Genomic DNA, 13,807 nt, shown 5'->3' on the forward strand with positions numbered 1-13,807 from the left:
ATTTCTTGTTTAATGATGTAAGACTACGCCTAAAGTCCAATCCAGATTTTGATCTGGTGGGATGTAATTTATGGATTGATCGGCGACGATGCCATAACCATCAACCATCAGGGCATAATAATAAGCAGAAAAAAGACAATATTGGTAAACGTACTCATCATCAGGAAATTGAGAATTGAGTGAATCCCATTGCTGATGACACACCTGGCTGTCAGCTTGTTGAAGCAGATTCTGATTAGTTAATTTGCTGTTTTTAAAGTGAAATAAACTGCTGTCAGCCAGATTGGAGATGCCACCGATGGAGTACCATGAGTCAACTGGGTTGGCTTCAAGCAAAGGCTGAATGACATTGTTTACTTTATGCACTTCAGTCATTAACCGGGATACTTCTTGTTCGCATGCTGAAGCATTACCTTGTCCTGACTCTCCATCTGGCAGTGGGTAGTTGTTTGAAAAACAGGAGGCTGAATTTAAAAATTGGTGCGCCACTTCAGTCTGTCCCAGTCCTAAAAAGCTCTGGACATAAAGCGTGTGATGTTGGCCGTACAGATCTACGTCAACTTGAGATCGAGTGCCAATTTCTGAATTTTCTTGAATAGGGAAAACAATTTGTACTGAGGCGCCTCCCATATCCATTACACCTACAGTAGATCCTTTTTGAGATTTTTGCAGGGTCCCCAAATGATAATTAACCGAGAGCCAATCGTATAAGGCTTCATCATTTCCGGTAATAGTTTTAGCGTCAACAAGCTGCCATTGAGATTGTTGAGCGAACCAACGTTGCAATTCATCGTAATATTTTTTTTGTTTTGATACTGGAAGTAGTCTCATGCCTGCTGTGGCATAAAAATAAACTGGAATCTGTTTATTGGGGGCACCAGATAGGAGAGTGGTCAAATAAGCATCTATTGTGTTTGCATTGGGTTCTATAGTCGCAAAACCGGGTCTGATTTTTTTATTCCAGATTTCGTTAATATTGACCGGAGAGTGTGTTTTGTCGAGATCATATGAGTAAACATGCAATCGGGATCCCGTACTTCCTGCATCGATTACAGCAATACATTGATGATCAGTACACGAATTATCAGCGGGATAAACAGGAGAGGATACAACTATAAAACTAGCAATAATGACCAAAAAACGGAACATAGGATAACCCTCAGTCCAAGGTGCCCGTATGATACATTGTGTATATTTTGCTGTCAATAATGAAATCGTTGTTATCGGCCAGAAGATTCAATATTTTTATTTGACTTAATAATTTACTTTATAGTTTAAAAATAGTACATTGTCGGTTTTATAGTATTTTATCAATAACCTTAATCGCTGGATCATCCTGGGATAGTCACCATACCGTAATCAGGAGATCGTTCAACTCGAGCAAGATGACGTTTTGGGGTATTGAGCAGATACTTTTTATATTGAACGTACACATTTTCCAGGCATTAATCATGAAGTCGCAAGAGCAAAAAGGATCCTTATACGCCATATTATCGGGTTTTTTGTATGGATTTATTGGTTATTTTGGACTCAGTGCCATGAACGGTAATTTATCAGCCGAAACGATGTTGTTCTGGCGTTTTTTAATATCCAGTATTCTGATTTTAATTCTATTAATTCCTCAATTTAAAAGCATGAATGATTCCTTCAGATCTCTGTTTATCGCGTTTGTAGGTGGTGCTTTGTATTATGGGGTATCAACACTTTTATATTTTTATTCCTCTCAGTATATAGGTTCCGGTTTGGCAATGGTTATATTTTTTACTTATCCGGTAATGATCCTGCTGCTGAATTTTTTCGTTTACGGACAACCCATACCTTCAATCTATTATCTGGCGACTTTTATTATCCTGATGGGCATGATGCTCTTGGTTGATATGAGTAAAGCAGCTTTTGATTTGGTCGGCATCTGCCTTGGACTTATTTCCGCTTTTTTTTATGCTTGCTACATCACTACCAGTAAGCGAAATAAAATTTCTCCCACAGTCTCAACTCTGATGGTCTGTTTAGGATGTATGATGACCAGCTTTATTGTGGCTTCATGGGGCCATACGTTGTCAATGCCTGCTTCAGCAACAGTGTGGATTAATTTGTTTGGAATTGGAGTGATTGCTACCGTTATTCCTATTCTTTTGATGCTGCACAGCCTGAAATACATCAGCTCTGAAAAAGCTTCGATTTTGTCTGTTCTTGAACCCGTGTTTGTGGTGATTTTTGGTGTTCTTTTATTAGGAGAAGAATTAAAATCATGGCATGCACTGGGAATTGTTTTTGTGTTGGCAGGGGCTTTAATCACACTGTACAGTCATCGAATCAATCTGGGGCAATTAAAATACTGGTTAATCAATAAATTACGTGCTGAGCAATAGATATCTGTTATTTTTGCTTTGCAGATGTAGTGTTTTTTTACTGAATGGTTAGTGAGTTGATGTTAGCCAGTTCATTATGGTTTCATGTTCTGTAATATTTAACAGTGCAGGCGCATGTCCTGCGTCTTCTATCTCAAAAACATCCACTTTATTGTGGCTTCGTTGCATTCTTTTGATGATTTCCGGGGTTAATAAATCCGAATGAGCTCCGTGGATAACCAGAACGGGACAGCGTACCTTTTGCCAAACAGACCAAAGATCGATGTCATAAAAGATACCTTCCATCGCCTTATGCGGATGATGAAAAAATTCGGACATGACTTGAAAGGTTGATTTTGGATTTTTTATCCCTGGATCAACCTTGGCTATGAAACGGCCCGGAGTGATTTCCTCGACACTGCGTGCGGTAAACTCTTCCCATTGTTTGTCTGTCAATGAGCCAAATCCAGTGAAATTCGTTTTATAGAATTGTGTTGCTTCCTCAATGCTTTTAAACTCAGGTTCTTTTCCCGCATACTTAGCAAGTCTGCGTAATCCAAAGATGGGAACTTGCGGACCTATATCGTTAAGAACCAGACGCTGAATTGGAGAGTGGGGCAATGCGGCCAGCATCATTCCTATCAGCCCACCCATAGATGTACCTATCCAATCAAACTGTTGAGCTTGTGTTCTGGCAATCAGTGTATTCATGTCGGAAAGATATTGGGTAAAATTGTAATGCTTTGAGTTTTTAAACCAGGAACTGTCACCGCGACCTACGACATCAGGGCAAAACACATGACGTCCATTCATGCTGAGATAGTATGCCAACGCATCAAAATCATGAGAATTACGGGTGTATCCATGGACGCAGATTACGGTAGGGAGTTCCAAATCCGAAGTTCCCCATTCGGTGTAAGCTACATTATGGAATCCCTCATCAGATATTCCAAGAAATCCGTGTTTTTTCATGGTGTTTTGGTTAAATTTCACTTAGAGTGTCTTTAATACCAATTGCCATAACTGTCTGAGCCGCAACAACTGTTATAATTGGTTCCACAGCAGTTACTGGAACAGCTTGCGCCTAATGCAGAGATTGAAACAATTATTAAGGCCAGTATTATTTTTTTCATCGCCTATCCTTGCTTGTTTGTGTATTTTAAATATACGACATGATTTATAAATTTTCCAATGGATTGGTATTTTGTCACTTTGCTGGGTGCATCCGACTAACTACGAATTGTCTACATCTCTTCGAAAAACCAGCCAGGATCCACTTTCTGGATACCTCGATCCACGTCGCGGGAATTCGGTTTAGAAGGTAATTAAGTAGCCTGGTTGCACGCAAATCTGACTTTTCTCCAAGATTCCATATTTGTGACTAAGAGTCAGTTGCTCGCAACCAGGATTTTATGTGCAAAGTATAAACTTTTATTTAGAAGTTTGAGAATCCATGAGCCTATTTGCGAGCAAACAGGCTTGTATCTTTAATGTGTAAGCAAAAAAGCTTAATCTCAAGGGCACTTGGGATGGGGGTACATGTGGTATTTTGAATTTTCACAGTAATACAAGAGCCGTCTATAATAGCTACCCAGTGAAAATGGATACAATTACCCCAAGACGCTATAACATTTATTATCTTGAACTATTAACATAATAGTGCTGTCTTGCGTTAAGGTAAGCGCTCCACAACTGACATTATCACCGAAAAGAGAGTCTTTTCTGTAACCAAATGAGTAGACTTTATCCTTTGGTCCTCGTCCTGAATAGGATTTTCCTAAAGTACCATACTCCTTATTGTCTACAGTAAAACCTATGGCTATGGCATTTTTTTCCAACGTTTTCACCGTAACTTTTATCGTATCTGCTGCAAACGCATGAAGAGAAAAAAGACCGATACCGATACAGCTCCATAATTTTGAGGTGCGTTTCATCATATTCATCCCTGTAATTTTTATTGTTCTAATAAAAACTTATCAGAAAATCAAGGTTTGTCTATAGATAAAAAGTAATAAAGTTCAAAAAACTGCACCATGCAAGCTAAGTCAAGCGACCAGGAAGTCGGAATGTCAATTCTACGCATCGTTTAGAAATTGCAACCATTGCAGTTTCCATAAATCATAGAGAAACATTTGGTTTTGTTCCCTGCATAAAAAAGGCTTTAGTTCATCACTCGATATGAATCGGTTATTGGCAATCAGAAGCAACAGATCTTCAGATACTCCCTCGGTTTCCCACTCACAACCGTTAATATAAAGATGGAGAGTGGCAGTATGCTCTTCCATGAGATAAGCAAATCGACATGAGGCATCGCGTACCATGTCGTTCTCTTTTAATTCGTTAATAAAAACAGGCATATCGACCCAATCCTCTTCATCCAAGGGAAGGGCTAATTGCTGTTCGGCCTGTTGATCAAGCCGGGTTGCAAAACAGCCAAACCAGGATTTCATAATGAGTTCATCATCGATTAAATGCTGTAATAATTGCTTGGCTTGTTGCCATGCAGGTTTTTTTATTTCGGAAGTTCCTTGTTGAGCAGACCAATCAGGATCACAATACAGCGATTTAAATAAATTCTTCTCCGACAAGAAATCTCCCAGGCTATCCCAGACCTCCTGGCCTTGATAACTTCGATAACCAAAAGAGTAGGTCATACACTGATCGGATAACGAAACGCCATAATGTCCAATGTGAGGAGGCAGATATAGCATGTCCCCCTCCTCAAGGATGATTTCTTGTTCGGTGTCAAACTCCTTCATAATCCGTAATTCCAGATTAGGGATGTAATTTTCCGGAGTGCAGTTTTTAGAAGTCAAAGCCCACTTGCGTCGCCCTTTAGCCTGATATAAAAAGACGTCATAATTATCATAGTGTGGTCCAACGCTACCATATTGCGTGGCGTAGCTGATCATGACGTCATCAAGTCGCCATTGAGGTATAAAATCAAAATGAGTCAGTAAGGCATACACCTCCGGAATCACTCGATCAACTCCCTGAACTAATAGAGTCCAATGCGTATCAGGGAGCGTGGAAAACAGGGATTCTTGAAATGGGCCTCTTTTTAAATGCCATTGGGTGGGTGTGTTGGTTGTTTCAAAGACAATACGGCTTTCCATGTCTTCTTCAAGAGCCAGACCTGCCAATTCATCAGGAGATACAGGATTGATAAAATCGGGCAAAGCACCTCTTATGACCAAAGGTTTTTTTTGCCAATATTCTTTTAAAAAAGTGGTTAGGTTGGGTTCTTTGAAATTAACCATTGGATTAATGACTTCTGTAATTTATGTGATGGTAATATATACACCCTGAAATGGAGTTAGGCAAATAAATTTGCACGTTATTCCCCATTTTACAAGGTATCTCTTGGTTCAAGCCCTTAATAATTTGTTAATGTCTTTGTGCTAAAGTCAGCCATCTTGTTATGAAGCTAATGGTTCATTCTACATAATGAGCCTGGATATGAAGTATTCAAAACATAATTATTACGTTGAAATGATCGTTTTTTTACGTTCTGGTGATTAAATCTTTTAAGAGAGATAGATGAGGTTATTATGAGCTATGATATAGAGTCAAGAAAAAATCTTCATAATTTGATGGAACAATTAAATGAATACGCGCAGTATAATCAACCTCAAAATATCGAATACATAGCCCATAGAGCAAGAGCCATATATTCACACTATCACTCAAATCCTGAACGAAGCTCGCTTGCTCGCTCTGAGTTTTTTGGGGCACTCTACCAATCGCTTAAAAATTATCAGAAAGAAATTGTCAAAGATAAATCCTGGTGGGGGCGATTGATTGGCTTTTTCGGTTTTCTTCCCCCTCATGAACGCCTCTTACAGAATGTGATTAACTCTGTTTCCAAATCCTTTAGACAGGCTCAAAAACAGCAAGATGACGTTTTGTACCCTAATTTCTTTTTTCGTATCTTGCGATTTTTTGGATTTACTTCCAATGAGCTGTTTGAGCGCAAAAACTATAAATCCTATACTTCTCATGAACAATTGAAATACCTCTCCCATCATCTTATGGGCGATCAGCAATTAAATGCTCATGAAGTATTGCAAGGCAAAAGCAAGGCAAGTGCTTACCAGCATTTCTCAAATGATTTAAAAAAATTTATAAAAAACGCAAAGCATACCCTGGATCCAATGACGACGGCCCAATTACTTGCGTTGAAAAAGAAGTTTGATGACGGATTTGTGCTGGCCAGTAAAATAGATTTTATGCTTATTATCGATCAGATGGATGAAAGTAAAGACCGTCGTGAGGAACTATTGCATGATTTAGCCTATCAAATAAAAGATTCTGTATATCATCTTGCTGTGGGTGATTCTATGATTATCCCTCATGGTTTTGGTAGCAAAGATGAGCGACATGCTACAGTTGTTGAGTGCAAGCGCATTAACTACAATGAGGTTGTGTTCAAGTTCATCAATACCGGCTTCGGTGTTAATGAAACAGAAAGCTACAAAACTATTTTTAAAACGGCATTTTTGGGTGACAACCGAACCCGTCCAATCAAGATAAGTAGTCCTTTTGATATTGATTCATTGCTTAAGGAGCGTTTTATTGAGCGATTATTAGAACCGGTAATCGTTGGTGACAACGAGAACGGCGAACTGATGAATGCCCCACTGCTAGAATTGTATCGTGATGGAAAATTACACGATGATGAACAATCGTTAGAATTGCAAACCAATGGAACCTGCTCTCAATCTTCCTTACTTGCCTGGTTCAAAACACAGGTAACCGACCCTGTATTTGTGTTGTTTAATTCTTACATTATCCAAAGAGCCCACCATCATCTTCACCGTTATAAGGGAACTAACCCGGCTCTTGAGCCAGGTCTGAATGCCTTAAGACGAGCGGGGAACATAACAGCAGAAAAGAAACAAAATGAGCTATTGGAAGCCCAGGAACATCTATCAGCTGAAATTCGGCATCTGAGATCCGAACTGGGAACGATTTTAAGCAAAAAAGGTAAAAGAGTTCCTGAGCATCTGGATTTTACTGCTTATTATCAAAAAAAATGTCAGGGTAATAAATTAAGTGGCGTTGAAAAGGACATGATTGCTAATACCAATCCCTTGGCTCCTATAAAAAAACAACAAGTTAGCATGGCTAAAAAAGTGTTCAGTTTTATGTTGTTCCAAAATCCAGGTTCTGGTGAAGTGAGTCACAAGATCAGTGATCGAGCTCAAAAAGCCATTCTGGCTAAAAAAATTGCTGGTCATACTGCTTATATTGAAACTGCAAAAAGATTGGTTCCCTAAATAATTGGGGCTGTATCCATTGCTTTTTTAAAGTTTAAATGATTTCTGAAGGGTATTGGGGCGATTCATTTCCGATGCCCTGGATATTTGCTTTTCACTTCTTACTGATAAAAAAGAACCATTCCTTCATAAGCGATTATTTATGCATGCATTCTTAAAATAGATGACGTCATGGCTTAATTATTTATGTTAAATTTATCAATAGGTTGGTTTTTTTGTTAGCATGAAATGGTGACCAGGACATAAACCATGTTCAAAATTCAGGCTTGCCGATCAATCCCTTTTCATTTATATTTTCTGCATTATTTTTAAAGTGAGTGGGGTTGTTATGCCAAAATTGAGCAATTATTTGCTTCGAGAGCGATCGTTAAAAACGTTTTTGCATGCTATGGGGATGGATCTGACACGGATAAGGGTATCCAGTCTGGACGATTTTTTTCTGTTCGACTTTGATGAGGTCGGGCAAGTAGACGAGTTTGCCAATAGATTAAACACAATAATCAATGCAAGCGGTGAGAATGAGGTAGAATCGATAAGACTGATGCATCTTATTGACGCTGAAATCGCTCAGGCAACATGCGACAATCCGAGCATGCTTGAAACTCACAGGAAGTCATGCAAAGCAATCCTGGATATCATTAAAGCGCAAGGGGCGCATTTTGTTTTGTCTCAGGAATCCGCTTTGTTGGAGATGGCGTTACCCGATCCCGCTTATGCGACGATGCTGAATCTTTTAAATTATCCCAAACTATTTATCAGTACTGAAGGTAAACTCGTTTTTGATCTTAAAAAATACCTCCAGAATGCGCCTGCTAATTTAATAAAAATTATACAGGATGACTCCAGGGAATCTTCCTTACTCTTTCTAAATAATAACGCTTTGCAAGCTCGCCAAATTTACTATGCAACTCAAACCTTGGATGATGGCCGTGTTGAAGTGACTCCCTATTTTTTTGTACCCCACGCCTTAACTCCGCCAAGTTATCATTTTGTTCTTGATGTGAGTGGTTCCATGGAATCAGCACTGCCTGAGTTGAAAAAAAGTGTTAAATTACTTGCAAAGCAACTTTTTGACTTTCAACCGGAAGCAGCGTTGACCATAACGACCTTTTCTGCAGGAGTGAAGCAAATAGGCGTCTATAGAGCTGGGCTTATCGAATTATTGGAACGAGATGTAGATGCGCTTGCGGCAGAAACCTATACGCCATTATATGAGGTAACTGCTGACTTTGTGGAACGAATTAGCTCCACAAACAATCATAATAATATACTGTTGTTTACTGATGGTCGGGATTATGGTTCAAAGCAAGATTCAGATCTTAGAGTTCAAAACTTAACAAGGCAACTGGCGGGTTCTTTAATTGCCCGAGAACGAAATAAATTCAACATTATTAGTTATCAAATAGCCCAGGATAATTTAATGCATGATGTTGCAGAACTTTTTTTTAGTGAAGTAATTGAAACGTCAAGCGCTGATTTTGTTGCAGCGCAAGCAGATCCTGAGTCATTGATGAAATGGGCTGCAGCTCGAGATTTATTTTCTATACGTGTTGTCGTGACCGATAAAGTAGGGGATCAAGCTGTTAGACAGTATGGGCTAGGTCTTGATATGTCAGGTCAACTGATCAGCCTTGAATCACGAATTTGTCAGCCTGGTGAGCGGATAGATATTTCTGTGGCTGATGGTAGCAATACTCTTGTGTTGAAAGACTCCAAGAGCTTTATTGCTCCGGGGCCGGTAAACGAATCTGCCAATGAATCCAGTTTCCTTCCTAAATTCTTTTTGGATTGTGTCGATCAGTGCATTGAGGCTGCCAGAGATTATATAACGGATGTTGCGCGGACATGCCCAAGCTATTTTCCCTCAGAACATCCTAATTATTGGCAAACCAATGGTCAGGTCTTCTTTGGTAAGGGATTGCCTGTCGGTTATTCTAACTGTACTTTACAGATTGCCAGTTCTTCTGTTCCTCCGCTGGGTTTATCTTAGTAGTTCAGTTTCCTGGGCTGCATTGGTCTTTATGACCTCATTGCCAGCGTGGAAGCATTAAATGAATGGGCCCCCGGTCACGCAGCGGGAATTCGGTTGAGATTTGAGCAAGCTCTCCACCTTGAATTTCCGCGGCATTGACCTCGGAATCGAGAGGGTTGACCTAGAAATTTCAAAATAAATTGATTGCTGAATACTTATTTCAAATGGAGTCAGGCGAATTACTGTGTTGACTCTTTTCGAGATTTTTTTTGACTGAGAACTCGCCTGAATGTTTTGAATAATAAAATGGTTTGTTTTTTATTTTCTCTGGGATGAACTTCAGTGCATTTTAAGCGTAAAGTCTCATAACGGTATAGAAAATTAGAAATCACTGGAGATAAGGCCGGTATTTTTTCACTCAGCGAATGACACTGTTGTTTTAATGTTGCGGAAGGGTGGGTTGAGACATTAAAGCGTTTGAATTCTTTTTGTAAAAGATGATATTCAATAAGCAACGGATCTTTGTTTCTTCTTTGCCGCCATTGATAGTATAGCCCATATGACATAATAAACAGCAGCATACTGGCTATAGATGCCTGCAGTAATTGCCCCATCCTCCACTCTTCAAGTCCCACTTTTTCCAATAAGTTTCGCTGTGTATCCTGGTTATAAAACAACAACCATCGTTCAGCAAAAAATTGAACTGAATCCCAAAATAATCGGGAACGTTGTAACCATGACATACTGGAGATACTGGGCCATTCTGTTTGATTCAAGCGGTTGGTTCTTGCCTCTTGAATGGAGGGGTCGATACGATCAGAAGCGATAAAGAGGGTGGGATCAAATTCTTGCCATCCAATACCTTCCTGCCAATATTCTAACCAGGCATGAGCATCATTCTGTCTTATCGTAAGGTAGCGTGCCAGAGGATTCCACTCACCACCCTGATAGCCGACTACTATTCGCGCCGGAATCCCGACTGAACGCAGTATAACGGTCACAGCGCTGGCATAGTGCTCACAAAATCCTTTTTGTGTGTCGAACCAGAATTGATCCATTTGATTTTTATTTGACTTTAGTACGGGTGGGGTCAAGCTATACCAGAACGATTGCTCATTAATGTATTGTTTCAAGAACGCAATAAATGATTGTGGGTTTTTATTTAGTTGTGCAAATTGCTCTTTTGCCCAAATAGTTAAGCGAGGATTGCTGTTTCCTGGCAATTGAGTGGTTTGGATTAGTTCTTTTTTGCTGAGTTCATGGTAGGGGTACGATTGCACTTTCAGAGCATATGATACCCGTTGATTAATCAGTTCTTTATTTTGACTGATTAATCCATAATTGACCGAAAATAAGAGCGTAGGACGAGAAAATTCAGGATAGCCAAGATAAAATAACCATTTTTTTTGGTGTGGTTCCAGCAGTACTTCATAATCGGCGGTTTCAGTCGGGCTGAGTTCTTGTAACGGTGGAAATGCTGATGCATCGTACCAGCCATGATTCCAGCTTATACCATTATACAGACTTAAAATTAATCCTCGCCAATATCCATTCAGAACCGGTTTGTTATGGAACGTGATTCTCATGGCAATAGTGTCATCTTGAATCAGATCAGCAATGGAGCCTGGGTCCATTTGTTCGCTGAATCCGGTATGCATTCCTCCTGGAGATGGAACTTGCCATAATGGAGGCATTCGTGGAAAAATATAAAATAAGATGATGCTTAGTGGTATTCCTATGAGCATCAGTTTGATGCTTTTTCCACTGCTTATATTCAATGGGGCTTGTGGGGCAGTTAATTTGAGCATTAAAGACAGGTTGGCTATGATGCCAATAATTAAATAGAGAATAATCCAAAGCTCTTGTATGACGAGAAGCGCAGAAAAAATTAAGTAAAAATTACACAACGCCAGTACTTTTAAATCGCGGAAATGATGAATTTCAATAATCTTCAGTCCAATAAAAGTGAGTAAGAAGCCTATAAATAATCCACTGGACATCATGCTGCCATAATGTACTTTCAATAAAACCAGACAGACAGCCACCAGAGTAAAACGGATCCATTTATTGAGCATTGGAATGCCATAATAATCTGCAAGCAGTCGATATCCCATGGCGCTTAGAACCAGGACACACATCCACCATGGTGCGGTGAAAAAATGAGGAAGATAACAAAGTAACATGACCGATAGAGCGTATTTTGTGGTACTGATAAGGACTTGTTGAGAGTGGGGGCTGCTCATTTGAATACTGCCAGTTGTCGTAAACAGCGGCGTAAATGGTGTTCACCCCGGTCAAAAGGAGTTGCATTTTGAGTCAAATCCAGACTATAGACCAGACCATTTTGTTCTGCGGTGAGTAACCAATAGCACAAGTTTTGCAGTTTTATTTCAATCGGTTGCATTGGCAAATCGTTTAACTTGAACTGCCAATAATCTTCTTCTGTATTGTCTCGGGTTTTGAGATACCATCCTTGTCCTTTTGCTGCTATTTTCCAGGCAATAAGATTTGGCTGAACCCAGGGATTTTCTACTTGCTTTAAATCAAAAAACTCTTCATCTCCAAGAGCATTTTTTCTTTCGCCCTGTTGATTGGAGACTGGTGGCGGCCAAAAATCAGGTGACAGGGCGCTGGGGTAGACATAATAATGCAGGTCGAATCGCGCATACCCCCAAACTTTAAAGATTCCAAAGGGATAAAGACTGGATATTTTAATTCGGGGCAGAGCGAAGCAACCCCGTTCTGTTGTTTCTACGGGCAAGATAAATTGCATCCCTTCTGGAGGGATGTTTTCTATTCGTGTAACGGGTTGATTTGCAATTTGAAATACCACTCCAAACCGTGTTTTGGTGTTGGATTGAATGAGCAAGGTCACTTGAGCTGGTTTTCCTTGCGGCGTGTCTTCAACAGAAATCAATTGGACTGATAAATCTTTTAGATTGGAATGAGCTTCCCAGGCACTGGTTAGTCCTATAACTGCCATTAGAAAGGTCATTAAAAACAAAGTACTTATTTGATAATTAATTGCCCCGGAACACAGGGTGAGCACGATAAGACCATAGATCCAGCCAAGACCTGAAGGCAATATGTAGATATTGTTTGAGCCAAGAATTTGTGGATTCGTTAATGGGGTGCGATTGTTAATCCATTGATTCCAATAGTTTTTACTTTTGATTTTCACTTGATTTATCACACTGGGACCTCAACTTCATTTATTAATAGCTCTGTTGCAGATAATTGCGTGTGTGATTTTTTTATGATTAAACGGTGATTAACTACCGCTGGCATTACAGCCTGAATGTCGTCTGGACGAATGAAATCACGTTCCTCAGTTAGTGCATAGGCTTGTGCTGCTCGAATTAAACCCATACCTGCTCTTGGACTTAGGCCATGATGAAACCATCCTTGATTCCGGCTTGCCGCAAGTAGTGATTGAACGTAATCCAGTACCAGATCAGAAATCTGAATGCTTTGACTTTGATGCTGCAACTCCAGTAATTGATCTGGATTGATGATGGGCTTCAATTCGGTATACTGGTTATGCAATCCGGGCGATTTTAACAACAACCGTTCCGCCTCTGGTGGGGGATAGCCAATAACCAGACGCATAAGAAATCGATCGAGCTGGGATTCGGGCAGAGGGTACGTTCCGGTATGATATGAAGGGTTTTGAGTTGCGATTACAAAAAATGGATTCGGTAACGGTATCGTTCCTTCATCTGTTGTAACCTGCTTCTCCTCCATTGCTTCTAATAAGGCACTCTGAGTTTTAGGTGTTGCCCGGTTTATTTCATCCGCAAGAATCAGTTGAGAGAAAACAGGTCCTTTGTGAAAACAAAAGGATTTGAGCTGACTGTCGTATATTGAGACACCCAGAAGATCACTGGGTAGCAGATCACTGGTAAATTGAATTCGTTTATAGTGCATCCCCGTAAGTTGTGCCAGGGCATGACTGAAGGTGGTTTTACCCATGCCAGGGATGTCTTCAAGGAGCAAATGCCCATTTGCCAGCAAACAGGTAATCCCAAGTCTCACTACTTCTTCTTTCCCTAGTAGCGTATGACTTAATGCTTGTTGTAATTGTTTTATCATGTGAAGTCATTTTCAAGATGATTATTACAAAGTATAGACAGGGCTTGCTGATAAAGCCCAATCTCTTTGTTAAAAGGAGTTTTTAATTCGGTCATTTAGTTAAAATAAATTCTAAA

Annotated in this window: 11 protein-coding genes; 3 read left to right on the forward strand and 8 right to left on the reverse strand. The window is 39.8% G+C overall.

What is annotated here, in order from left to right; translation table 11 throughout:
- Positions 1–9: 9 nt before the first annotated feature.
- A complete protein-coding gene (locus tag G543_RS0109060) occupies positions 10–1,149 on the reverse strand; it encodes an acetate and sugar kinases/Hsc70/actin family protein (RefSeq protein WP_028384243.1) in 1,140 nt (379 codons plus the stop codon).
- A 302-nt stretch (positions 1,150–1,451) separates the two neighbouring features.
- On the opposite strand from G543_RS0109060, the gene G543_RS0109065 reads away from it, so the two are divergent.
- Positions 1,452–2,369 (forward strand): DMT family transporter, encoded by a 918-nt coding sequence (locus tag G543_RS0109065; RefSeq protein WP_028384244.1) that lies wholly within the window; start codon positions 1,452–1,454, stop codon positions 2,367–2,369.
- A 48-nt stretch (positions 2,370–2,417) separates the two neighbouring features.
- On the opposite strand, the gene G543_RS0109070 is transcribed toward G543_RS0109065, so the two are convergent.
- From G543_RS0109070 to G543_RS0109085, 4 genes are all read right to left on the reverse strand, one after another.
- The gene (locus G543_RS0109070; RefSeq protein WP_238584768.1) at positions 2,418–3,341 is read right to left on the reverse strand and encodes an alpha/beta fold hydrolase; all 924 of its coding nucleotides are present in this window, start codon (positions 3,339–3,341) and stop codon (positions 2,418–2,420) included.
- An 11-nt stretch (positions 3,342–3,352) separates the two neighbouring features.
- A complete protein-coding gene (locus tag G543_RS19430) occupies positions 3,353–3,481 on the reverse strand; it encodes a hypothetical protein (protein WP_274519397.1) in 129 nt (42 codons plus the stop codon).
- A 477-nt stretch (positions 3,482–3,958) separates the two neighbouring features.
- Positions 3,959–4,285 carry a hypothetical protein gene (locus G543_RS0109080; RefSeq protein WP_238584767.1) on the reverse strand — a complete coding sequence of 109 codons (327 nt, stop codon included), beginning with the start codon at positions 4,283–4,285 and terminating at the stop codon, positions 3,959–3,961.
- Between the two features lie 138 nt (positions 4,286–4,423).
- On the reverse strand, positions 4,424–5,608 hold the full coding sequence (locus G543_RS0109085) for a JmjC domain-containing protein (RefSeq protein WP_028384247.1): 1,185 nt from the start codon (positions 5,606–5,608) through the stop codon (positions 4,424–4,426).
- Positions 5,609–5,899: 291 nt separating this feature from the next.
- On the opposite strand from G543_RS0109085, the gene G543_RS0109090 reads away from it, so the two are divergent.
- On the forward strand, positions 5,900–7,627 hold the full coding sequence (locus tag G543_RS0109090; RefSeq protein WP_028384248.1) for a hypothetical protein: 1,728 nt from the start codon (positions 5,900–5,902) through the stop codon (positions 7,625–7,627).
- A 328-nt stretch (positions 7,628–7,955) separates the two neighbouring features.
- A complete protein-coding gene (locus G543_RS0109095; protein ID WP_028384249.1) occupies positions 7,956–9,617 on the forward strand; it encodes a vWA domain-containing protein in 1,662 nt (553 codons plus the stop codon).
- A 221-nt stretch (positions 9,618–9,838) separates the two neighbouring features.
- On the opposite strand, the gene G543_RS0109100 is transcribed toward G543_RS0109095, so the two are convergent.
- The 3 genes from G543_RS0109100 to G543_RS0109110 are packed head-to-tail and all read right to left on the reverse strand — an operon-like array spanning position 9,839 to position 13,691.
- Positions 9,839–11,842 (reverse strand): transglutaminase TgpA family protein, encoded by a 2,004-nt coding sequence (locus G543_RS0109100; RefSeq protein ID WP_028384250.1) that lies wholly within the window; start codon positions 11,840–11,842, stop codon positions 9,839–9,841.
- Positions 11,839–12,792 carry a membrane protein gene (locus tag G543_RS0109105; protein ID WP_028384251.1) on the reverse strand — a complete coding sequence of 318 codons (954 nt, stop codon included), beginning with the start codon at positions 12,790–12,792 and terminating at the stop codon, positions 11,839–11,841. The genes G543_RS0109100 and G543_RS0109105 overlap by 4 nt, the downstream gene beginning before the upstream one ends.
- Positions 12,789–13,691 (reverse strand): AAA family ATPase, encoded by a 903-nt coding sequence (locus tag G543_RS0109110; protein WP_028384252.1) that lies wholly within the window; start codon positions 13,689–13,691, stop codon positions 12,789–12,791. The genes G543_RS0109105 and G543_RS0109110 overlap by 4 nt, the downstream gene beginning before the upstream one ends.
- Between the last annotated feature and the right edge of the window lie 116 nt (positions 13,692–13,807).

Origin of the sequence: Legionella moravica DSM 19234, assembly GCF_000423305.1 — a bacterium.
Classification (GTDB): domain Bacteria; phylum Pseudomonadota; class Gammaproteobacteria; order Legionellales; family Legionellaceae; genus Legionella; species Legionella moravica.

What these genes read in the sequence shown, in the direction of transcription:
- G543_RS0109095 (WP_028384249.1), top strand. Translation starts at nt 7,956, where the DNA reads ATGCCAAAATTGAGCAATTATTTGCTTCGAGAGCGATCGTTAAAAACG.
- G543_RS0109100 (WP_028384250.1), bottom strand. Translation starts at nt 11,842, where the DNA reads ATGAGCAGCCCCCACTCTCAACAAGTCCTTATCAGTACCACAAAATAC.
- G543_RS0109060 (WP_028384243.1), bottom strand. Translation starts at nt 1,149, where the DNA reads ATGTTCCGTTTTTTGGTCATTATTGCTAGTTTTATAGTTGTATCCTCT.
- G543_RS0109085 (WP_028384247.1), bottom strand. Translation starts at nt 5,608, where the DNA reads ATGGTTAATTTCAAAGAACCCAACCTAACCACTTTTTTAAAAGAATAT.
- G543_RS0109110 (WP_028384252.1), bottom strand. Translation starts at nt 13,691, where the DNA reads ATGATAAAACAATTACAACAAGCATTAAGTCATACGCTACTAGGGAAA.
- G543_RS0109090 (WP_028384248.1), top strand. Translation starts at nt 5,900, where the DNA reads ATGAGCTATGATATAGAGTCAAGAAAAAATCTTCATAATTTGATGGAA.
- G543_RS0109065 (WP_028384244.1), top strand. Translation starts at nt 1,452, where the DNA reads ATGAAGTCGCAAGAGCAAAAAGGATCCTTATACGCCATATTATCGGGT.
- G543_RS0109080 (WP_238584767.1), bottom strand. Translation starts at nt 4,285, where the DNA reads ATGATGAAACGCACCTCAAAATTATGGAGCTGTATCGGTATCGGTCTT.
- G543_RS19430 (WP_274519397.1), bottom strand. Translation starts at nt 3,481, where the DNA reads ATGAAAAAAATAATACTGGCCTTAATAATTGTTTCAATCTCTGCATTA.